22 protein-coding genes are annotated in these 19,645 nt (G+C 68.8%); 13 read left to right on the plus strand and 9 right to left on the minus strand.

Annotated elements, in window-relative coordinates; translation table 11 throughout:
* Window positions 1-37: 37 nt before the first annotated feature.
* From RIN18_RS14325 to RIN18_RS14345, 5 genes are all read left to right on the plus strand, one after another.
* Window positions 38-475 carry an SRPBCC family protein gene (locus RIN18_RS14325; protein WP_309104660.1) on the plus strand — a complete coding sequence of 146 codons (438 nt, stop codon included), beginning with the start codon at window positions 38-40 and terminating at the stop codon, window positions 473-475.
* Window positions 476-561: 86 nt separating this feature from the next.
* On the plus strand, window positions 562-1,971 hold the full coding sequence (locus RIN18_RS14330; protein ID WP_309104661.1) for a M20/M25/M40 family metallo-hydrolase: 1,410 nt from the start codon (window positions 562-564) through the stop codon (window positions 1,969-1,971).
* Entirely contained in the window at window positions 1,968-3,140 is a 1,173-nt protein-coding gene (locus RIN18_RS14335; protein WP_309104662.1) for a glutamate--cysteine ligase, read from the plus strand. Before RIN18_RS14330 ends, RIN18_RS14335 begins: the two co-directional genes overlap by 4 nt.
* A gap of 74 nt (window positions 3,141-3,214) precedes the next feature.
* Window positions 3,215-4,552 (plus strand): FAD-binding oxidoreductase, encoded by a 1,338-nt coding sequence (locus tag RIN18_RS14340; RefSeq protein ID WP_309104663.1) that lies wholly within the window; start codon window positions 3,215-3,217, stop codon window positions 4,550-4,552.
* 14 nt (window positions 4,553-4,566) lie between these two features.
* Window positions 4,567-5,406: a sigma-70 family RNA polymerase sigma factor gene (locus tag RIN18_RS14345; protein WP_309104664.1), complete on the plus strand. Its 840-nt coding sequence runs from the start codon at window positions 4,567-4,569 to the stop codon at window positions 5,404-5,406.
* Between the two features lie 35 nt (window positions 5,407-5,441).
* Here the strand turns inward: RIN18_RS14345 and RIN18_RS14350 are convergent, their stop codons facing one another.
* A complete protein-coding gene (locus RIN18_RS14350; protein WP_309104665.1) occupies window positions 5,442-5,987 on the minus strand; it encodes a small multidrug efflux protein in 546 nt (181 codons plus the stop codon).
* A gap of 153 nt (window positions 5,988-6,140) precedes the next feature.
* Here RIN18_RS14350 and RIN18_RS14355 point away from each other — a divergent pair, with 153 nt between their 5' ends.
* From RIN18_RS14355 to thrC, 4 genes are all read left to right on the plus strand, one after another.
* On the plus strand, window positions 6,141-7,346 hold the full coding sequence (locus RIN18_RS14355) for a histidine kinase (protein ID WP_309104666.1): 1,206 nt from the start codon (window positions 6,141-6,143) through the stop codon (window positions 7,344-7,346).
* Complete coding sequence (locus RIN18_RS14360) at window positions 7,343-7,945, plus strand: response regulator transcription factor (protein WP_309104667.1); 603 nt, start codon at window positions 7,343-7,345, stop codon at window positions 7,943-7,945. Before RIN18_RS14355 ends, RIN18_RS14360 begins: the two co-directional genes overlap by 4 nt.
* Window positions 7,946-8,339: 394 nt before the next feature.
* The gene (gene erm, locus RIN18_RS14365) at window positions 8,340-9,107 is read left to right on the plus strand and encodes a 23S ribosomal RNA methyltransferase Erm (protein WP_309104668.1); all 768 of its coding nucleotides are present in this window, start codon (window positions 8,340-8,342) and stop codon (window positions 9,105-9,107) included.
* Window positions 9,108-9,233: 126 nt separating this feature from the next.
* Window positions 9,234-10,637: a threonine synthase gene (gene thrC, locus RIN18_RS14370; protein ID WP_309104669.1), complete on the plus strand. Its 1,404-nt coding sequence runs from the start codon at window positions 9,234-9,236 to the stop codon at window positions 10,635-10,637.
* On the opposite strand, the gene RIN18_RS14375 is transcribed toward thrC, so the two are convergent.
* From RIN18_RS14375 to RIN18_RS14395, 5 genes are all read right to left on the minus strand, one after another.
* Window positions 10,634-10,900, minus strand: coding sequence for a thioredoxin family protein (locus RIN18_RS14375; RefSeq protein ID WP_309104670.1), 267 nt, complete (start codon window positions 10,898-10,900; stop codon window positions 10,634-10,636). The two genes, thrC and RIN18_RS14375, sit on opposite strands and share 4 nt — an antisense overlap.
* A 70-nt stretch (window positions 10,901-10,970) precedes the next feature.
* Window positions 10,971-11,369, minus strand: coding sequence for a DUF1801 domain-containing protein (locus tag RIN18_RS14380; RefSeq protein ID WP_309104671.1), 399 nt, complete (start codon window positions 11,367-11,369; stop codon window positions 10,971-10,973).
* 43 nt (window positions 11,370-11,412) lie between these two features.
* Window positions 11,413-12,228: an acyl-CoA thioester hydrolase/BAAT C-terminal domain-containing protein gene (locus RIN18_RS14385; protein WP_309104672.1), complete on the minus strand. Its 816-nt coding sequence runs from the start codon at window positions 12,226-12,228 to the stop codon at window positions 11,413-11,415.
* Between the two features lie 7 nt (window positions 12,229-12,235).
* Window positions 12,236-12,640 carry a VOC family protein gene (locus tag RIN18_RS14390; RefSeq protein ID WP_309104673.1) on the minus strand — a complete coding sequence of 135 codons (405 nt, stop codon included), beginning with the start codon at window positions 12,638-12,640 and terminating at the stop codon, window positions 12,236-12,238.
* A gap of 55 nt (window positions 12,641-12,695) precedes the next feature.
* Window positions 12,696-13,463, minus strand: a complete 768-nt coding sequence (locus RIN18_RS14395) for a siderophore-interacting protein (RefSeq protein ID WP_309104674.1) — start codon at window positions 13,461-13,463, stop codon at window positions 12,696-12,698.
* A 105-nt stretch (window positions 13,464-13,568) separates the two neighbouring features.
* Between RIN18_RS14395 and RIN18_RS14400 the strand changes: the two genes are divergently transcribed.
* From RIN18_RS14400 to RIN18_RS14415, 4 genes are all read left to right on the plus strand, one after another.
* Window positions 13,569-14,585 (plus strand): ABC transporter substrate-binding protein, encoded by a 1,017-nt coding sequence (locus RIN18_RS14400; RefSeq protein WP_309104675.1) that lies wholly within the window; start codon window positions 13,569-13,571, stop codon window positions 14,583-14,585.
* A 69-nt stretch (window positions 14,586-14,654) separates the two neighbouring features.
* Window positions 14,655-15,641, plus strand: a complete 987-nt coding sequence (locus RIN18_RS14405; protein ID WP_309104676.1) for an iron chelate uptake ABC transporter family permease subunit — start codon at window positions 14,655-14,657, stop codon at window positions 15,639-15,641.
* Between the two features lie 7 nt (window positions 15,642-15,648).
* Window positions 15,649-16,683 carry an iron chelate uptake ABC transporter family permease subunit gene (locus RIN18_RS14410; RefSeq protein ID WP_309104681.1) on the plus strand — a complete coding sequence of 345 codons (1,035 nt, stop codon included), beginning with the start codon at window positions 15,649-15,651 and terminating at the stop codon, window positions 16,681-16,683.
* On the plus strand, window positions 16,680-17,435 hold the full coding sequence (locus RIN18_RS14415) for an ATP-binding cassette domain-containing protein (RefSeq protein WP_309104677.1): 756 nt from the start codon (window positions 16,680-16,682) through the stop codon (window positions 17,433-17,435). The genes RIN18_RS14410 and RIN18_RS14415 overlap by 4 nt, the downstream gene beginning before the upstream one ends.
* A gap of 14 nt (window positions 17,436-17,449) precedes the next feature.
* On the opposite strand, the gene RIN18_RS14420 is transcribed toward RIN18_RS14415, so the two are convergent.
* Genes RIN18_RS14420 through RIN18_RS14430 form a run of 3 tightly spaced genes read right to left on the minus strand, consistent with a single transcriptional unit; the run spans window position 17,450 to window position 19,396 of the window.
* The gene (locus tag RIN18_RS14420; RefSeq protein WP_309104678.1) at window positions 17,450-17,653 is read right to left on the minus strand and encodes a hypothetical protein; all 204 of its coding nucleotides are present in this window, start codon (window positions 17,651-17,653) and stop codon (window positions 17,450-17,452) included.
* A 19-nt stretch (window positions 17,654-17,672) separates the two neighbouring features.
* A complete protein-coding gene (locus RIN18_RS14425; protein ID WP_309104679.1) occupies window positions 17,673-18,632 on the minus strand; it encodes a DNA-3-methyladenine glycosylase 2 family protein in 960 nt (319 codons plus the stop codon).
* A 41-nt stretch (window positions 18,633-18,673) separates the two neighbouring features.
* Window positions 18,674-19,396, minus strand: coding sequence for a winged helix-turn-helix domain-containing protein (locus RIN18_RS14430; RefSeq protein ID WP_309104680.1), 723 nt, complete (start codon window positions 19,394-19,396; stop codon window positions 18,674-18,676).
* Window positions 19,397-19,645: the final 249 nt, after the last annotated feature.

Raw genomic sequence — 19,645 nt, forward strand, 5'->3', positions numbered from 1 at the left:
AGCGGAGCCGCCGGTTCCCGCAGGGCAGGAGGCGAACATGGCCAGAAACGTCCGAGTGCTGGCGTGCACACCGGAGGACGTGTTCCGCGTGCTCGCCAACGGCTGGCTGTACCCGGCGTGGGTGGTCGGAGCGTCGCGGATGCGCAAGGTCGAAGGGCGGTGGCCGCAGCCCGGGGCGAAGCTGCATCACTCGTTCGGCACCTGGCCGATCCTCATCGACGACACCACGAGCGTCGTGGAATGGGACCCGCCGCGCCGCGCCGTCCTGCAGGCTCGGGGATGGCCGATCGGCGAAGCCCGCGTGAGCATCGAGGTACGTCCGAGAGGAGACGGCTGCGTGGTCCGTATTCACGAGCAGGCGGTGAGCGGCCCGGCAGCATTCGTGCCCCGTGTCTTCACCGATCCTGCCCTGCACTGGCGCAACAGCGAGACACTCCGACGTCTGGCATACCTCGCGGAGAACGCCGCGGAATGATCTCGCCGGGCTGATCGAGATAGCCGTCGACCTCGCCCGGCGTCAAGCCCCGTTCTCGGAATCGGATCACCGTCCACAGTGATCCCATGACGCAACCATCGCGGGGGGAGGAAGCGGCCGAGGCGATCGCGCGGCACCTCCAGGAGAACATGCCGGAGATCATCGAGCGGTTGAAGACCTGGGTGTCGATACCGTCGGTCTCGGCCGACCCCGACCGGCAGATCGAGGTCGTTCGCTCCGCACGCTGGCTTGCGGCGGAGCTCAGGGATGCCGGCATGGATGTCTCGATCCTCAAAACCGGTGAGGTCTCCGCCGTGTACGCGGAACGGAAGGGCGACCCGGACGCACCGACCGTGCTGGTCTACAGCCACCATGACGTCCGCAATGCCAAGCCGGAGGAGTGGAACGAGACCGAGCCCTTCACGCCCGTGGTACGCGACGGTCGCCTGTACGGGCGGGGCGCGTCGGACGCGAAGGGGCAGGCGCTCGCACACGTCTGGGGTCTGCGAGCGTACCTCGCGACGATCGCAGGGTCCGCCGGTGTCAACATCAAGTTCCTCATCGAAGGTGAGGAGGAGATCGGCTCGCCCAACCTCGCTGAGCTGCTCGACCGGTACAGGTCAGAACTCTCCTGCGACCTCGTCGTCTTCTCGGACACGATCCAGTGGCGCGCGGATGCGCCGGCACCGGTGACCTCGATGCGAGGAACCCTGACGGCCACGCTCGAGATCGTCGGTCCTGCGCGCGACGTGCACAGCGGCGTCGCATCGGGCGTCACCGTCAACCCGGCGATCACGCTCGCCGACGTCCTCAGCAGGCTCCACGACGATTCGGGACGCATCACCGTTCCGGGCTTCTACGACGACGTCACTGCGCTGACCACGCGACGCAAGGCGGAGTTCGAGGCGCTGCCGTACGACCCTGCGGTGTGGACGGAACGCACCGAGACCCGTGAGGTGATCGGGGAGCAGGGCTACACCCTGAAGGAACGGCTGTGGGCCCGGCCGGCGATCGAGGTGATCTCTCTCCTCGCCGGTGACCCGGAGGGCATCGAGCGCTCGGTCATCCCGCGGAAGGCGACCGCGTCGCTCAGCATCCGCACCGTTCCCGGTCAGCGCATCCCTGTCGTCGCCGATCAGCTGCGGGCCTTCTTCGACGCCGAGATGCCTGCGGAGGCGCAGTACACGCTGACGGTCGACGAGGACATCGCCCAGGAACCGTATGTGTCACCGGATGGGGTGGTCATCGAAGCACTCGAGCGGGCGCTCGAGCGAGGCTACGGGATGCCGGTGCTGGGGCGCATGGGCAATGCCGGCGGCGGACCCGCCGACCTCCTCTCCCTCCGGCTCGAAGCGCCGGTGTACTTCATCGGCACCGGCCTGCCGGAGGATCATTGGCATGCGAGCGACGAGAGTATCGATCTGTCGGTGCTCCTTCACGGTGCGGCATCCATAGCGCACCTGTGGCGAGAACTCGAAGCAGGTGCGCGGCCATGACCATGCAGGTCGGCGAAGGGCCGGACGTCGCGCCGGTCGCGATCCCTGTCGGCGTGGCGGAGCCTCCGCAGCGCTTGATCGGGGTGGAGGAGGAGCTTCTCCTCGTCGACGCGGAGTCGTTCCTGCCACTGCCCGTCTCCGGGGAGATCCTCGGCGCGGGACCGCTGGTCCTGCCGAACGGCTCGACCCTCGAGACCGAGGTCAAGCGCGAGCAGATCGAGGTCGTGAGTCCGCCGCTGCTCTCACACGAGGAGCTGCTCTCGGCGTTGCTGGCCGGACGCCGCGCGGCCGACGCCGCCGCTCAGGAGCACGGTGCTCGCGCTGTCGCCTTGGCCACCGCGACGGATCTCTGCACGCCCCATCTCGTCCACGCGCCCCGATACGAGCGGATGCAGAAGCGGTTCGGTCTGACGATGGATGAACAGCTCACCTGCGGGATGCACGTTCATGTCACGGTGTCCTCGCGAGAGGAGGGCGTCGCGGTGCTGGACCGCATCCGGCCGTGGCTCCCGGTCCTCCTGGCGCTCAGTGCCAACTCGCCCTTCTGGCGCGGCGTGGATTCGGGTTTCGCGAGCTATCGCTATCAGGCGTGGAGCCGCTGGCCCTGCACCGGCCCATATGAGCTCTTCGGTAGCGCCGCAGGCTATGACGACAGCATCCGCGAGATCCTCGCCACCGGTGTCGCCCTCGACGAAGGCATGATCTACTTCGACGCGCGACTGTCATCTCATGCCCCCACCGTCGAGGTCCGCATCGCCGATGTCTGCCTCTCCCCGGAAGACGCGGTCACGGTGGCAGTGCTCATCAGAGCGCTGGTCGAGCGGGCCGTCGCCGATGGGAAGGCGGGAGCGGTCGCCGACGACGTCCCGACGGCGCTGCTGCGACTGGCATCCTGGCGGGCGAGCCGGTGGGGGCTGGCGCAGGATCTCATCAACCCGCTCACGCACCGCCCCTGTGCTGCGCGCGCGTGCGTGCTCGAGCTGCTCGCACATGTGCAAGATCACTTCGCCTCGGAGGAGGAGTCGGCCGCCGTCCGCCGGGGAGTGTCCGCGATCCTGAAACGCGGCAACGGAGCGACCCAGCAGCGAAGGATGCACGCCAAGGGTCTGGACGTGTCGGGTGTCGTCGCGGGGGCGGTGGCGCGGACGCACTCCGAACCTCGCGGGTGATCGCTGTCACATTCTCGGCTCGGCAGCCGTCTTCTTGATGAACCGCCATTCCGGCGGGATGCGAAGGAGACGACATGACTTCAGCGATCGAAGACCAGCTGGCCGGGTTCAGTGGCACGATCATCACCGCGGATTCCGACCACTATGCGGATGCGGCTCGCACTCGGATGGCGGCTGCCGCTCCGGCCGTGGTGCTGCGGCCCGCCGATACCGCGGATGTCGCTCGGGCCGTCCGCTTCGGGGTCGAGTCCGGGCTGACACTGGCCGTGCGCGGCGGCGGTCACTCCGTCGCGGGGTTCAGCACCGTCGACGACGGCGTCGTGATCGATCTCCGCAACATCGACAGCGTGGAGGTGCTGCCCGAACGCCGGGTGCGTGTCGGCGGGGGCGCTCGGTGGCGGCAGGTCGTCGAGGCACTCTCCCCGCTCGGCCTCGTCATCACCTCCGGCGACACCGCCGACGTCGGTGTCGGCGGACTCACCCTGTCGGGTGGGATCGGCTGGATGGTGCGGCGCGACGGACTCACGCTCGACCAGTTGCGTGCGGCCGAACTGGTCACCGCCAGCGGCGAGGTTCTCTTCGTCGATGCGGATGAGCACCCCGAGCTGTTCTGGGCGCTGCGCGGCGGCGGCGGAGCGTACGGCGTCGTGACCGCCTTCGAGTTCGAAGCACAGCCCGCCGACGGCGTCGAGTTCGCTGCGCTGACCTTCCCCGCCGAGGAGGCCGAGTCGGTCGTCGCGGGCTGGGCGGCATACATGCGCACGGCACCGCACGGGATCAGCTCCACGGTCGTGCTGGCGAATCCCATGGCGGGAGGCATCGCGGCACCGGTCGCCGTCACCCTCGTGCGGTCGGACGGTGAAGATCTCGTGGATGCGATCGGCGCGCTGACCTCGATCACCGCGCCGCTGTCGACGGATGCCGGCCGGCGAGCATACGCCGAGATCCTGCACCCCGGAGCGGAACTCCCTTCGGGGCTCAGCACCGCGGTGCGCAACGGATTCGTCTCGCCGGATGCCGCCGATGCCGCCGCTCTCGCCGCTGCGCGAGCTGCACGACAGCCACAGCCGGGCTCGATCATCCTGCACAGTCTGGGCGGCGCGTTCGCCGCGGTGCCGGCCGACGCGACGGCCTTCGCGCACCGCGGGGCGGAGCTGATGATCTCGACCTTCGCCGTCGCGCCGGAGGCGGCGATCGCTGCCGTCCGCGAGCGGTCGGCCGAAGTGTGGAACGATCTCGAGCGATTCGTCACGGGTGCATACGCGAACTCGCTCGACGGCACGTCGGCGTCTGCCGTAGCCTCGATCTATCCGGCGGGCACGCGCGAGCGGCTGGCGGCGGTCAAGGCGACCTACGACCCCGCCGACGTGTTCGCGCGCAACTTCGGCGCCCGACCGGCGTCCGCGCACTGACCGGAGAATCAGACATGGAAACCACCGCGCTCGCCGCCGAGTTCGACATGCATCGCCGCTACCTGACCGCGGTGGCGTTCCGCATGCTCGGCTCGCACGCCGATGCCGAGGACGCCGTGCAGGAGGCATGGTTCCGTCTCGGGCGCGCCGACGGCGAGATCGAGAACCTCCGGGCGTGGTTGACGAAGGTCGTGAGCCGGGTCTGCCTGGACCAGCTGCGAGTTCGCAACCGGAGGCAGGAGCACCCGCTGGAGCAGCTTCCCGACCGCGAGATCGTGGCGGACGATTCCGATGCGCACTCCCGCGTCGAGTCGGCGGATCGGATCGGATACGCACTGATGCTCGTGCTCGAGCAGCTCAGCCCCGACGAGCGGCTCGCTTATGTGCTGCACGATGTGTTCGGATTGCCGTTCGATGAGATCGCACCGATCGTCGATCGCACGCCGCCCGCGGCGCGGAAGCTCGCCAGCCGCGCGCGCGACCGGGTTCGCGGGGCCGAGCCGAGCGAACCCCGGGCGAGGGCGAGCCGGGAACAGCGGCGCGCGGTGGTGGACGCGTTCCTCGCCGCTGCACGCACGGGCGACTTCCGTGGTCTCCTCGGCGTGCTGCATCCGGATGTCGAGTTCCACATCGATCAGGGAGCGGAGGGACTGCGGATCATCCGAGGTGCCGAGCAGGTGGCGTCCAGCGCTGCGGAGTTCCACCGGTTCGCTCAGGGATACTCCTTCGAGATCCTCGAGCTCGGCGAGGGATTCGCGGTACTCGCATCCCAGGACGGCGAACCGTCATCCCTGCTGTTCTTCACCTCGGTCGGCGACGCGATCACGCTGCTGGAGACGCGGAATCTGGGCTGACCGCTTTTCGCGGTCAGCCCAGGACCCGCTCCGGATCAGTGGATCGCGTAGACCGCACCGCTGATGATGACCGTGATGACGGTCGTCCAGCCGATGATGGCGACCGCCTGCCAGATGAGGACGCGCGCCTTGCTCACCCCGCTCGCAGCGAGCATCGTCGCCGTGAAGTGGGTCGGCAGCAGGAGCGGTCCCAGCAGGCTGACCCCGGGCACGCCGTAGCGCTCGAACGCGCGCTGGAACTTCTCGCGCCGGGCGGCCTTGCGACCCGACTCCTCGGCCGCCCCATCGTCCGCGAGTGATGAGGTGCCGCCTGCCGTCACGAGTTCGCGTGAGCGGTGGCGACGAGTGACGATCGCCTTGCGGGCGCCCGAGCTGAGCAGGACGAGCACGGCGACGCAGACGAAGTTGCCGACGATGCCGGCGATGGCGGCGACGACGGGGTTCATGCCACCGATGATCCCGATCGTCGCCGCACCTTCACCCTCGATGAACGGAACTGCTCCCGCGAGGGCGACGATCAGGGGCTGGACGAGCTCGGGCACCTGGGCGACGAGATTCTGGAACGATTCGATGAGATTCATGATGTCCTCCGGTTCGATGCGATCGACGTCTCCGCCGCGATGAATCCAGTTCACCGCTTGCCGAGCGTCCGCGGCAGTGCCGGGCTGTCACCGATGCACGGGTGCTTCACCCGTCGCATCCCTGACATCTGTCATGCTCCTATCGTGGTTCGCATGAGCACTGAGAACGCGGCGCCGAGCAAGGCGGCCGAGCCTGTCCCCGGCGCCCGGCAACTGGCGCGCGGCATCACCGCCACCTGGTGGTACACGGCGAGCGCCGTGATGTTCTTCGAGCTGTTCCTCGTCCTGTTCTGGACCGGGATCGTCTTCGGTGCGACCCCGGGGACGTCTGCGGGCCTCGTCGTCGGCATCGGCGGGCTCATCTGGTGCGCCTCGACCGTGCCGTTGCTCGCGGCCTACCGGCATCGCATCGACGCCGAGCCGGGTATCGCCTGGATCTCGCTCGCAATGCCGCTGTTCGTCGCGGTCGGTTTCGGGGGCGCGGCCGGGATCGTCGGCGGGAGCTGGTTGCTCGGCGTGATGCCGGTCGCGCAGTTCGTCGTCCTCCTGAACTGGCCGCGGGGTGTCCGCTACCGCATCGTGATCGCGATCACCCTCCTCCTGGTGTGTGTGGCGTTCATCGACACATCGAGAGGGGTTCCGGCCGCCGGCGTCGCCATCTGGCTGCCGCTGTTTTACACGATCATGCTGCCCGCGATGACCGTGAGCTCACTGTGGTGGTGGGACGTGCTGATCGCCCTCGACCGGGCGAGGGCATCGGAGGCCAAGCTCGCCGCGACGCAGGAGCGGCTGCGGGTCGCGACAGACGTGCACGACCTGCAGGGGCACCACCTTCAGGTGATCGCCCTGCAGCTCGAACTCGCCGAGCGCCTCATGCCCCGCGACGCCGATGCCGGCATGGCGCAGCTGCGCGCAGCGCGGGTCAGCGTCGACGAGGCTCGCCAGGGCACCCGCGACCTGGCCACCCGCTTCCGCTCGGTGCCGCTCAGCGATGAGCTCGCCAACGCGCGCGACCTGCTGCGTGCAGCGGGGCTCGACGTCACGACCGACATCGCCGCGGATGCCGACAGCGCACCGGCATCCGATCTCGGCCCGGTGATCAGGGAGACGACGACGAACGTCTTGCGGCATGGTGCCGGCACGCGCGCGCGCCTCACGCTGGTGCGCACGCAGGACGTGTGGCGCTATGAGATCTCCAACGACGTCCTCCCGGGTGCCGATACTGCGCGGCGCGGGTCGGGGCTCGAGGGTATCGGGCGCCGCGTCGACGAGGCGAAGGGCACGCTCGACGTTCGTCGAGACGAGCACGAGTTCTCCGTGATCGTCATGGTGCCCGCGGACAGTCAGGATGCGGGATGATCCGGGTGCTGCTGGCCGATGATGAGGGGATGATCCGCTCAGCTCTGGCGGCTCTGCTGCGGCTCGAGGACGACATCGAGGTCGTCGCGGAGTGCGAGAACGGCGAGCAGGCGATCGCCGAGGCGCTCAGGTTGCAGCCCGACGTCTGCCTGCTCGACCTGGAGATGCCGGGGATCGACGGCGTCGAGGTCTCGGAGCGCTTGAACCGGGCGATCGCAACCCGGTGCATCGTCGTGACACGTCATGCCCGGCCGGGTGTCCTCCGCCGGGCGCTGGCCTCGGGCGTCGCGGGGTTCCTGCCGAAGTCCCGAGGCGCCGACGAGGTCGCGGCGATCATTCGCCGCGTCGCTGCCGGCGGTCGCTACGTGGATCCCGAGGTCGCCGCTGACGCACTCAGCGACGAACGCTCTCCGCTGACCGACCGCGAACTCGACGTCCTTCGCGCGGGCCGTCGGGGCGAGACCACGGGTCAGATCGCGCGGACGCTCTCTCTCGCGCCGGGCACCGTGCGCAACCACATCTCCACGGTGCTGGGCAAGCTGTCGGTGAGCACTCGTCAGCAGGCGGTCCTTCTCGCCGAGGAGCGCGGCTGGATCTGACCGCTCACTCGGAGAGGTCGGTCCCCGGCCGTCGATGCGGCCGCCCTGGCGGCGTGCGAAGCGGGGACCGTTCGGCGTGCGCGGCGTCAGCATGGGCCAGGACCGCTTCGGTGTGGTCCGGGTGCTCGACGTGCCGAGCATCGCCGAGCGCACCACGCGCTTGGGGAGGCTGCCCGTTGCCCGGTAGGCTGATCGCATGGGAACAATATCCTGCGCGCCGATGACGGCGCCGTTCTACACGTTCCGCGACCGCCGCGCCTGACGGCGCGCTCGCTCGCACGCATCAGCGCGCCGTCCTCCGAGATGCCATCCGCACCTCGGGACGGGCAGCTTCTCCACGCCCTGTGGCGTTCCCTCCCTCGAGGTGCTCCGATCCTTCTTCTGGAGCGCACTCATGCCCCGATCTCTCCATGGCGGCCGACACGAACTCGGCCAGAACTTCCTCACGCACCGGCCGACTCTCGGCCGGATCATCACCCTCGTCAGTGCGACGACCGGACCGATCCTCGAGCTCGGTGCCGGTGACGGCGCGCTCACGCGCCCGCTCGCAGACCTCGGTCGACCGCTCACGGCGGTCGACATCGACGAGCACCGTGTTCGACGGTTGCGAGCATCGCTGCCACGCGTCCGCGTGGTGGCGGCCGATGCGACACGGCATCCGCTCGACACGGACGTCATCGTCGGCAACATCCCGTTCCACCTCACCACGCCGATCCTGCGGCGCCTTCTCACGTCCACCGGCTGGCGGCAGGCGGTGCTGCTGACCCAGTGGGAGGTCGCGCGCAAGCGCGCCGGTGTCGGCGGAAGCACTCTGCTCACCGCGCAGTCCGCACCCTGGTTCGAGTTCCGGCTCGAAGGGCGCGTGCCGGCGTGGGGGTTCTCGCCGCAACCCAGCGTCGACGGGGGACTGCTGTCGATCAGCAGGCGGGGATCGCCGCTGGTGACTCCGCCGGACCGACGGCGCTATGACGCCTTCGTCCGCGCGGCCTTCACCGGCCGAGGGTCGAACCTCGCGAGCATCGTGGCGCGCGCTGCCGGCGCAGATGCGCATGCGGCACGGCGGGCACTGACGCGGGCGGGAGCCTCGCGCGCCCGCCTTCCCCGCGACCTCCACGGCGAACAGTGGGCCGCGCTGTGGCGTGAGCTCTCGCGCCAGCGCTGAATCGTCGCCGGTGTGCTCGTCGCGGCTGCGGCGCGCACACCGGCGGCCACCGCCGTCACCCCGGTACCGCACCTGCGAGAATGGACGCACCCGCGTCACTCGACGACTGCGAACCGAGGAGCCACCGTGCAGTACATTTCCACCCGAGGTGGCATGCAGCCGCTGCCCTACAGCGAGACCCTGCTCGAGGGTCTGGCGCCGGATGGCGGACTGGCCGTTCCCGAGGTGATGCCGCACGTCGATGCCGCCACGCTGGAGCAGTGGCGGAGCCTGACCTACCCGGAGCTTGCCACCGAGGTCCTCGGGCTGTTCGCCACCGACATCCCGCGCGATGCTCTCGCGCTGATGTGCGCCGAGGCGTACTCCGCCTTCCCCGAGGACGTCGTGCCGCTGCGATCCATCGGCGACGGCCTCACCCTGGTCGGACTCTCCGAGGGGCCGACGCTCGCCTTCAAGGACATGGCGATGCAGTTCCTCGGGCAGGTGCTCGAATACGCCCTCGAGCAGCGCGACGGGGTGCTGAACATCCTGGGAGCGACCTCTGGAGACACCGGCTCCGCCGCGGAGCATGCCCTTCGCGGCAAGGCCCGCATCGCCGTGTTCATGCTGTCGCCACAGGGTCGCATGAGCGCGTTCCAGCGCGCGCAGATGTTCTCCCTCGATGACGAGAACGTGCACAACATCGCCGTCGAGGGCGTGTTCGACGACTGTCAGAACCTCGTCAAGCGGCTGGCCGGCGACCTGGAGTTCAAGCGCTCGCAGCATCTCGGAGCCGTGAACTCGATCAATCTCGCCCGTATCACCGCGCAGGTCGTGTATTACTTCTGGGCATGGCTGCGGGTGACGGATGCCGGCGGTCCGACGCCGGTGGACTTCACCGTGCCGTCGGGCAACTTCGGCAACATCCTCTCCGGGTTCTTCGCCAAGCAGATGGGGCTTCCCATCAGGCGTCTGGTCCTCGCCGCCAACGAGAACAACGTGCTCGACGAGTTCTTCCGCACGGGCGTCTACCGCCCACGGGCCGCGGCGCAGACGCTCGCCACGTCCAGCCCCTCGATGGACATCTCGAAGGCGTCGAACCTCGAGCGCTTCATCTTCGAGTTCGTCGGTCGCGATCCCGAACGGGTCGTCGCCGCCTGGCGCGAACTCGACGAGCAGGGATACTTCGATCTCTCAGCGGAGCAGGCGCGGTTCGACGAGGAGTTCGGCATCGTCAGCGGGACATCCACCCACGCCGACCGCCTCTCGACCATCCGCTCCGTCTACGAGACATCGGGCGACGTCATCGATCCCCACACCGCCGACGGCGTGAAGGTCGCGCGCTCCTATGTGGAGGCCGGGGTGCCGATGCTCGTGCTGGAGACGGCGAAACCGCAGAAGTTCGCCGAGACGATCCGCGAGGCGATCGGCATCGACCTCGACTACTCGCCCGACCTGCAGCAGATGCTCGACGCGCCCCAGTACGTCGCGGAGATGCACGATGACGAGCAGGCGCTCAGGGCGTTCATCACCAAGAACGCCCTGCACTAACTCGGAAGAGCCTTCACCGCAGCCGTCAGCACCTGAGGAACCGTCGGCACGCCCTCGGCGCGGAACACCTCGGTGCCCTCCGCATCGCGGATGATGACGGTCGGGGTGAAGCGGATGTCGAGGGCTTCGGCCGCGTCCGGATCACGTGCGACGTCGATCTCGGTGACCGTCGCCTCCGGCAGGAACCGCACTGCGTCCTTCAGTACCGACCGGGTGCGCGAGCAGGCTCCGCAGAAGGCCGATGTGACGAGGGTGAGTTCCATCATCGCCTTCCCGGCGCCGGTCGACGCCTCTGCCGATGTGCAACCGGCGAACGCGTGACGATGTTCCCGGTCAGAACGGCGTGCGCTTGACCAGACCGCGGTTCGTGCGGATGTGCTCGTAATCCCACTGGATGTCACGCGATTCCTGCAGCCAGAGAGCGAGAGCCTCGGTGTCGACGTCGGACGCGTCGACGTAGCGGACCTCGGCGGCCTGGAAGGTGCCCTCGGGCGTGAGACCGTCGTTCCGGAAGGACTGCCCGCTCCAGAACAGCAGTCGCACGGCATCCTTGAGCCGGCTGTACCCGACGATCGGATTGCCGTCGATGAACCAGACCGGGTGCGCGTGCCAGATCTTCCCGGTCGCCTCGGGCAGCGCGCGCTCGATCTCGTCTGCGAGGAGCTCGCAGATCTCGCGGTCGCTCGGCGCGAGCGCCTGGTGATACTGCTCGATCTCGGTGGCACGCGTCATGGGTCGAGTATGCCGGGTCGCCGCTCGGCGGGCCACGATCGGATCAGCGGAGGATGTCGAGGAGCATCGGCCAGACCTGTTGCCCGAGCGCGCGGTCGGCTCCTTCCGTGCCGCCGCGTCGCATGGCGACTCCGCCGGCGGCGGCGACGCTCTCGCCGGGAAGCAGGATCCGGTGGCCCGCTGCGGGCGCACCGAACGACATCGTCGGCAGTCCGCGTCGCTCGCGTCGGCGGCAGATGGCCGAGGCGAACTCGGTGCTCGGCCACACGCGGTCATCGCCCCCGGCGGTGAGCAGCACCGGCGCGCTGATGCGTTCGGCGGGGATCTCGGCGGCTGCGGTCGCTTCGGCATCCCGTCGCATGCTCGCCTCGTACAGGCCGCGGTACTCGGGCGGGTCGGTGTCGGGCGTCCACGTCGGCTCGAACGGCACCCACGGCAGCGGGCGGCCTTCGTGGGTCCAATGCGACGACCAGGTGCCGTCCTGCACTCCGCCCCAGACGACACTGGACGGCGAGATCGCGACGGCGGCATGGACGGGGGTGATGGTCGCGGTGACGAGCGCGGCCTCGGCGCCGAAGGAGGTGCCGATGATGCTGACCCGGTCACTCTCACGCTGCAGCCGCTCGAGTTCGTCGATGAAGAGTTCCAGGGGCACCTCGAACGGCACCGTCCGCTGACCTCTCCCGCCGAACCAGCGGATGGCGCGCGCGCGGATGCCGTGCGCCGCCAGCAGATCGGCGCGATCGCGCTCGATGCGGCCGCTCGACCCGGCCAGCACCAGTACCGCGCCGCCCGAGGGGTGCTCCGGCACGGCGTCGTAACTGTCGTCGTCGGAGACGAGGGCGAACGGGACGGGCACGGTCGGATCAGTCCTCGTCGTGCGGATCGTGCATGAACTCGAGGCGGATGCCGTTGGCATCCTCGACGAAGGCGGCGTAGTAACGCTCGCTGAAACGCGGATACTCCTTCGGGGCACGCACGGCGGTCCATCCGGCAGCGATCGCGATGTCATGAAGGCGGTCGACGTCATCACGGGAATCGACCGCGTACGCGAGATGCTGCCAGCCCACGCGGCCGTGCTCGTGCGGTCCGGTGTCCTGCTCGCGAGCGGGGTAGAGCAGCAGCTCCGGCTCGTCGTGCTTGCGCCAGTACGCCAGATCCTCGGCGACGTGCCCGCGCGTGTACCCGAGCGCCTCCAGGACCGGGGCGAACTGTGCGGATGCCGCGAGAACGTCGTCGACGGTGATGCCGAGGTGATCGAAAGTCGCCATGGCACTCAGTCTGGTCGAAGATGTCGTCAGGGAACCAGAGCGGATGCCGCTGCGCTCAGTGTGGCGCGTGATACTCGGCCTCGCCGCGCTTCCAGTAGCCCTTCACGATCGCCCGGCCCGTGTCGACGCCCCAGCGCTCGAGCAGTGCGCGGCCCGGTCTCACGATCGACTGCTCGGCGGCGATGAAGACGAACGGATCCTCGCCCACCACGTCGTCTTCGGACAGACCGGCGAGCAACTCGATGAGGGCGGAACCGGCGGGCGCCGTGCCCCGGTGCAGCCATTCGACCTCCACGGGCGCGTCGAGAGGCACGTTGCCGCTCGCCGCGACGGTCTCGATCACGATGCGCGCAGCGGCGCCCTCGGGGATGAGACCCGCGAAGCGGCGGATGGCGGGAATGGCCGTCTCATCACCCGCCAGGAACCACGAGCCGGGTAGGCCGGTGAGCACCGCTGACCCGCGCGGCCCTCCCACGCCGATCGACGACCCGATCGGCGCGTTCGCCGCCCAGGGTGCTGCCACCCCATCGTCGCCGTGCACGGCGAACTCGACCTCGAGCCAGTCGTCACCCCACGCGAGCGGGGTGTACTCACGGCTCGGCGAGGCGCGAAGCTCCTCCACCGAACCGACCGGCCCGGTCGGGAAGAACAGCCGCATGTGATCGTCCGATCCCAGCGAGTCGAAACCATCGAGATCGGCGCCCGAGAGTCGCACCCGCACGTAGTCCTGAGCGAGCCACTCCCGACTCGTCAGGGCGACGGCGCGGAAGCGCAGGTCGAGGCCGCGTCGTTCGATCGAGAAGCCGGATTTCGTATCACCCATAAAGTAAGGCTAACCTATCTTGATGGCAGGTTAGGCGATCCTAACCCGCCATCGATCGGGCGCCGTTCGCGCCGATCCCCGCCCCCGCAGAACAGGAGTCCCTCCATGTCCGTGCCCAGAATCCTCACGTCGACCAGCGTCGGGCTCGTCACCGTGCTCGCCCTCGCCGGGTGCGCCTCCGGTGCCGCCGCCGAACCGCAGCAGCCGAGATCCAGTGCACCCGCCTCGGTCACTGTGGAGGACAACACGGGCACCCACGAGATCGACACGCCCCCGGCATCGGTCGTCGCTCTCGACAACCGCACCTTCCAGACGCTCTCCGACTGGGACATCCCGCTGAGCGCTGCCGCGATCGCCCTCATGCCCGAGACGGTCTCGTACGTCGACGACGCCGACATCGTGGACCTGGGCCTGCACAGTGAACCGGATCTCGAGGCGCTCGTCGCCGTGGCGCCGGATCTCATCATCAGCGGCCAGCGCTTCACCCAGCACAACGAGGCGATCGCCGCCCTGGTGCCGGATGCGACGATCATCGATCTCGAACCTCGTGACGGCGAGGACTTCGATGACGAGCTCAAGCGCCAGGTGACGGTGCTCGGCGAGATCTTCGGCAAGCAGGACGAGGCGGCCGAACTCGTCGCGGACTTCGACGCCGCGGTCGAGCGGGCGAAGACTGCGTACGACGGCTCCGCCACCGTGATGGCCGTGAACACCTCCGGTGGCGACATCGGCTACCTCGCGCCGACGGTCGGCCGCTCGCTCGGACCGATCTACGACATTCTGGGCCTGATGCCCGCGCTCGAGGTGGCCGACGCGTCCGACGACCATCAGGGAGATGAGATCTCGGTCGAGGCGATCGCGGCATCCGATCCTGACTGGATCCTCGTGCTCGATCGTGACGCCGTGTTCGCGGCCGAAACCCCGGACTACGTGCAGGCCGCCGAGATCCTCGAGAACTCCGAGGCGCTCGCCGGGGTGACCGCCATCAAGGAGGAGCAGCTGGTCTACATGCCGGCGGACACCTACCTCAACGAGGGCATCCAGACCTACACCACGTTCCTCAACGATTTCGCGGACGCCCTCGAGAAGAGCGCGAACGGCGAGAAGGACTCCACGGACTGATCGCCGGATGCCGCGGCGGCCTCGCCGCCGTCGCGGCATCGGTCGTCGCAGGAAGTACGGCACCTCTTCATGACCACACGCTCGCTTGACGCGCCGACACGGCGCCGCGGACGCCTCTTCGACCCTCTGCTCATCGTCGGCTCTGCGGTCGTTGCCTGCCTGCTCGTGCTGTCGCTGTACACCGGCGCCTACGACGTGCACGGCGCAGCCGACGGCGGTGAGATGTTCCAGATCACCCGTGTTCCCCGCACGATCGCGCTCGTGCTCGCAGGGGCGGCGATGGCGATGGCAGGCCTTGTCATGCAGCTGCTCACGCAGAACCGCTTCGTCGAGCCGACCACCACCGGCACGACCGAATGGGCGGGACTCGGACTGCTGAGCGTCATGGTGCTCGTGCCGCAGCCGTCGATCCCGCTGCGGATGACGGCGGCCGTCGTCGCCGCCTTCATCGGCACGATGGTCTTCTTCCTCTTCCTGCGCCGGGTCTCGCTCCGCTCGTCGCTCATCGTCCCGATCGTGGGCATCATGCTCGGTGCCGTCGTCGGATCGATCTCGACGTATCTCGCCCTCCAGGCGAACGCGCTGCAGAGTCTCGGTGTCTGGTTCGCCGGAAGCTTCACCTCGGTGCTGCGCGGGCAATACGAGATGCTCTGGCTCGTCGCGGCCGTCGGGCTGATCGTTTTCGTCGTCGCCGACCGATTGACGGTCGCGGGGCTCGGGGAGGAGATCGCCACCAACGTCGGGGTGAACTACAACCGCGTCATCCTGCTGGGCACCGTGCTCATCGCCGTCACGACCGGCGTCGTGACCGTGGTGGTCGGCAACCTGCCGTTCCTCGGTCTCATCGTGCCGAACATCGTCTCGATGATCCGCGGCGACGACCTGCGCAGCAACCTGCCATGGGTGTGCCTGCTGGGCATCGGCATCGTCACGGCCTGCGACCTCATCGGGCGCACGATCATCGCGCCGTTCGAGGTGCCGGTCTCTCTCATCCTCGGAGTCGTCGGCTCGGTCGTGTTCATCCTTCTCCTGCTCAGGCAGCGCCGTCGTGGCTGAGCGGACGATGGTGACCGCGGCCGCCGCCGAGCGCCTCAGCGCGCGGTCGTCCGGGCCGTTCGCCAGCCGTCGAGCGCTCCGGCGGACCGTCGTCGTGCTGAGCCTGCTGGCCGTGATCGCGCTGGGCTCAGCCTTCGGCCTGCTCGCCTGGGACAATCCGATGCCCGTCGGGTCGCTCGAGTTCTGGCGGATCGCGAACCTGCGCCTGACGAATGTGACGGTCATGGCCGTCGTGGCCGTCGCGCAGGCGGTTGCGACCGTGAGCTTCCAGACGGTGACGACCAACCGCATCATCACGCCGTCGATCATGGGGTTCGAGTCTCTGTATCGCGTCGTGCAGACCGCCTCGGTGTACCTGTTCGGCGTCGCCGGACTCATAGCCATTCAGGGGCTCTGGCAGTTCGCGCTGCAGATCGCCCTGATGGTCGCCCTCGCGATGGCTCTGTACGGCTGGCTGCTGTCGGGAAAATACGCGAATCTGCAGATCATGCTGCTCGTCGGGATCGTCATCGGCGGCGGACTCGGGGCCATCTCGACATTCATGCAGCGTCTGCTCACCCCGAGCGAGTTCGATGTGCTCGCCGCCCGCCTGTTCGGAAGCATCGCCAACGCCGACGCATCGTATCTGCCCCTGGCCGTGCCGCTGTGCGCGGCAGCATCCGCTCTGTTGTGGCTGCGCGCCCGCCGGCTGAACGTGATGGCGCTGGGGCCGGATGCCGCGCGCTCGCTCGGTCTCGACCATCGCCGTGAGCAGATGACCGTGCTTCTCCTGGTCGCCGTGCTCATGGCGACATCGACCGCGCTGGTCGGGCCGATGACGTTCTTCGGTTTCCTCGTCGCAACGCTGGCGTACCAGTTCGCCGACACGTACGACCACCGGGTCGTGTTCCCGATCGCGGTGCTCACCGGCTTCTCGGTCCTGGCGAGCGCGTACTTCGTGATGAAGAACGTCTTCTATGCGCAGGGGGTCGTCTCGATCCTCATCGAGCTGGTCGGCGGCACCGTCTTCCTCATCGTCATCCTCAGAAAGGGGCGGCTGTGATCACGCTCGACGCCGTGCACAAGAAGTACAGCAGCGAGGTCTCGATCGGACCGGTCGATCTCGCCATCCCGACCGGCGGTATCACCGCGCTCATCGGGCCGAACGGAGCAGGCAAGTCCACGCTGCTCACCATGATCGGCCGGCTCACCGGGATGGATGCGGGCTCCATCGAGATCGCCGGCTACGACGTCGCGTCGACCCGCTCGTCGGATCTTGCGAAGATCGTCTCGATCCTGCGTCAGGAGAACCACTTCATCACCCGGCTGACGGTGCGCCAGCTCGTCGGTTTCGGACGCTTCCCCCACTCCAAGGGACGGCTGAACCGCGCGGACGAGGAGATCGTCGACCGCGCCATCGCGTTCCTCGACCTGTCTGAGCTCGAGGGGCGCTACCTCGATGAACTGTCCGGCGGGCAGCGGCAGCGCGCGTACGTGGCGATGGTGCTCGCGCAGGACACCGAGTTCGTGCTGCTGGACGAACCCCTGAACAATCTCGACATGAAACACGCCGTGCAGATGATGAAGCATCTGCGGCGTGCGGCGGAACAGCTCGGGCGGACCATCGTGATCGTGCTGCACGACATCAACTTCGCCGGACACTACGCCGACCGTATCTGCGCGATGAAGGACGGCAGCGTCGTCGAGTTCGGAACACCGGGGGAGATCATGACGGATGCTGTCCTCAGCCGCATCTTCGACACGGACGTCCGCGTCATCGACGGGCCGTCCGGCCCTCTCGCGGTGTACTACTGATCGCGCGCGATCGCTCAGAGCTCGATGCCGTGATCCTCGTCGTTGACGCCTGCGTTGCGGCCTCGGCGCGATTCGTACCCGAGGAACCAGCCCAGCCAGACGACGGCGGCGAGGAGAAGTCCGAGCCAGACGTTCTGCAGGATGAGCCCGATGACGATGCCCAGTACGAGCAGCCCCGCTGAGACGAGCAGGCGGAGACCGGCGCGAGTCGACTTCATGATTCTCAGCCTAGGCGTCTCAGCGCGCTCGATGGTCCTCGGGCGCCAGCCGCGGTCCTCGGCGCGGCTCGTGCACGCCGCTGGCGAAGATGAGGCGGATCACGCGCTGACGCTGCCCCTCCCAGGGCGACAGGAGCGCCAGCATCCCGTCGTCGTCGACCCGTTTCCCGGTGAGCGCGTAGCCGACCTCGTGCGCGAGGTGGTAGTCGCCGACGCTGACCGCGTCGGGGTCTCCGAGCGAACGGATGCGCGTCTCCGCCGCCGTCCACACCCCGACCCCGGGCAGGCTCGTGAGCACGCGGTCTCGGTCCATTCCGCCGGTCGCCGCCCGCATCGCTCGCTCGATGCTCGCGCCCCGTTCAGCGGCACGCACGATGGTCTTGGACTGCGGAGGCTCGACGCCGGCGCGGTGCCATGCCCAGGAGGGGATCCGGTGCCATACGGCGGCGGTCGGTGCGGCATGCATCGCGCGCGGGGTGGGTCCGGGGGCACGCTCGCCGAACCGTGAGACGAGCGCCCGCCAGGCGCCGAACGCCTGCATCGAGGTCACCTTCTGCTCGATGATCGCGCAGGCGAGCGCGTCGAAGATCTCGTCGGTGCGGGTCAGGCGCAGGCCCGGATTGCGATGGGCGGCATCGGCGATGAGCGGATGCCGGGAGGCGTCGAAGTCGCTCGCATCGTCGTCGGCGCCGCAGAGCCGCGGAACCCGCTCCAGCGCGTACGCCGCCCCGGCACCCCACGCGGTCGCCCTGATCTCGCCGCTGATCGCGCGGAGGGCGAGCGTGCTCACCCCGGCGGGAGTGCGGAAGGCGCGCCACACGACGGCACCGTCGTGCACCATCGTCGGGTCGCCCCTGCCTCGACGGAGCATGCCGACGGTGGCGATGAGGTCGACCGGATGCGCGGGGCGGTATGTCGTCTCGAGCGGCCCGTCGGCGTCGACCGCGTCGGCCGGCTCGGCATCCACTGTCAACGTCATGCGCCCACCCTACGCGCAGGACCTGACACCGCCCCGGTGGGTCAGAAGCGGTCGGGCGAGGGGGTGCCGTGACCGTAGCGGATCACGACGTCGGCGTGACGATCGAAGCGGTAGCCGATCCCGCGCACGGTACGGACGATGTCCTCGTAGCGGCCGAGCTTCGCGCGCAGGCGCCGGACGTGGACGTCGATCGTGCGCTCGCCGGGCGTCTCGTCGTCCTGGGCCTGCCAGAGCGCCCCGACGAGCTCGGCGCGCTCGATCGTGCGGCCCTCGCGGAGGACGAGATACTGCAGCAGCTCGAACTCCTTGTAGGTGAACGACGCGGACTCGCCGTCGATCACGACGCGCTTGCGAGAGATGTCGACCGTCACTCCGCGGTCTTCGTCGGTCGCCTCCTCCTCGGCCGCCGCCTTCGTGCGGGCGATGGCACCGGGCTCCTGCAGGGCGAGGCGGACGACATCGAGGTCGCGACCGCCCGAGCCGTGCGGTGCGAGGGCCACGGTGGCGTGGGTCTCGGCACCCGGAGCGAGTTCGGCAAGGGTGCGGCGGAGCGCGTCGACGAGCACGGGAAGGCTGACGCCCGCCTCCGCCGCCTTGATCTCGTCAAGGCCGACGTAGAGGGCGAAGCCCCGGGGGGATCGGGCGGAGGGAAGATCGGCGACGGCGGGTGCCGCCGCGGGTGAGGAGGTCGCAGCCTGCGGGGCACGGACCGTGCGGGGCTGGGAGCTGCTGGCGGGACGCTCGAGAAGTGCGGTGTTCGACATGATGATGTGGTCCTCAGGACGTGAGCCGATGCGGCTCTGATGCGTTGCGTGAATGACCGGGCGAGCCGGGAAGCGAGCAAGGGTGGATGCTCGGGGACTCAGGCCTTGCAGATGGCGAGGATTCGAGTCCGGCGGGGTGGCTGATCGTTCAGCGACACATTCGGCAACACATGCCAACGCGACCGGGCATCATCATCCCGGCAGTCCCGTTCGCCTCCTGGGCGGACAAAGGGCGTGCGTTGGTGGTCA

This window comes from Microbacterium sp. (assembly GCF_031179285.1).
Lineage (GTDB): Bacteria > Actinomycetota > Actinomycetes > Actinomycetales > Microbacteriaceae > Microbacterium.